Annotated in this window: 1 protein-coding gene; it reads left to right on the top strand. The window is 51.2% G+C overall.

Translation table 11 applies throughout. The annotated features are described in order from the left end of the window. Positions 1 to 1,227, top strand: a 1,227-nt coding sequence (gene astD, locus R7F67_RS24355) for a succinylglutamate-semialdehyde dehydrogenase (protein ID WP_318057480.1), incomplete at its 5' end; no start/stop codon positions are given. Between the last annotated feature and the right edge of the window lie 16 nt (positions 1,228 to 1,243).

Raw genomic sequence — 1,243 nt, 5'->3', positions numbered from 1 at the left:
AAAATTGCCGAAGTGATCGCGAAAGAAACGGGTAAACCAATTTGGGAAACACGGACAGAAGCGGCTGCAATGGCTGGAAAAATCGCTATTTCTATTCGTGCCTACCATGACCGTACTGGTGAAGCGACTCGCGAAGCTGCGGGCAACCAGATTGTATTGCGACATCGTCCTCTTGGCGTAATGGCTGTGTTTGGGCCATATAACTTCCCTGGTCACTTACCGAATGGCCACATCGTTCCTGCCTTGCTAGCGGGGAACACAGTTGTGTTCAAACCATCTGAGCAAACGCCTTGGACTGGCGAGCTAGCTATGAAATTGTGGGAAGAAGCGGGTTTGCCAAAAGGCGTGATCAACCTTGTTCAAGGTGCGAAGGAAACTGGTATTGCGCTGGCTGATGCGAAAGGTATTGATGGCATTCTGTTTACGGGCAGTGCGAACACGGGTCACATTTTGCATCGTCAGTTTGCAGGTCAACCAGGCAAGATGTTAGCGCTAGAAATGGGCGGCAACAACCCGATGGTCATCTCTGATAACTACGGTGATTTGGATGCAACGGTGTACACCATCATCCAATCGGCATTCATCAGTGCTGGTCAACGTTGTACTTGTGCTCGTCGTCTATACGTGCCGTTTGGTGAGAAAGGGGATGCTCTGATCACTAAGCTGGTGGAAGCGACGAAAAACATTCGCATGGATCAACCATTCGCAGAACCTGCGCCATTTATGGGCCCACAAATCTCTGTGGCTGCGGCGAAGTTCATTCTTGATGCGCAAGCAAACCTGCAATCTCTAGGCGGTGAAAGCTTAATTGAAGCGAAAGCAGGAGAGGCGGCGTTTGTTTCTCCTGGCATCATCGATGTGACTAACATTGCTGAGTTGCCAGATGAAGAATACTTCGGACCGCTGCTGCAAGTCGTGCGCTATGAAGGTTTGGATAAAGCCGTAGAGCTGGCGAATGACACGCGCTTTGGCCTGTCGGCAGGTCTTGTATCAACAGACGATCAAGAATGGGAATACTTTGTTGACCACATTCGCGCAGGCATCGTAAACCGCAACCGTCAATTGACGGGCGCAAGTGGTGACGCACCGTTTGGTGGCCCAGGTGCATCAGGCAACCTTCGTCCAAGCGCGTACTACGCGGCGGATTACTGTGCTTACCCTATGGCATCCATGGAAGGGCAGGAGACGGAATTACCTGCGACATTGAGCCCAGGCGTGACGCTTTAAGTTTCAATAACAGGGT

The organism is Vibrio sp. YT-17 (assembly GCF_033337375.1).
GTDB classification, from domain to species: Bacteria; Pseudomonadota; Gammaproteobacteria; order Enterobacterales; family Vibrionaceae; genus Vibrio; species Vibrio alginolyticus.
The sequence above is the reverse complement of the archived record's forward strand: the minus strand, read 5'-3'. Positions and strand labels throughout refer to the sequence as shown.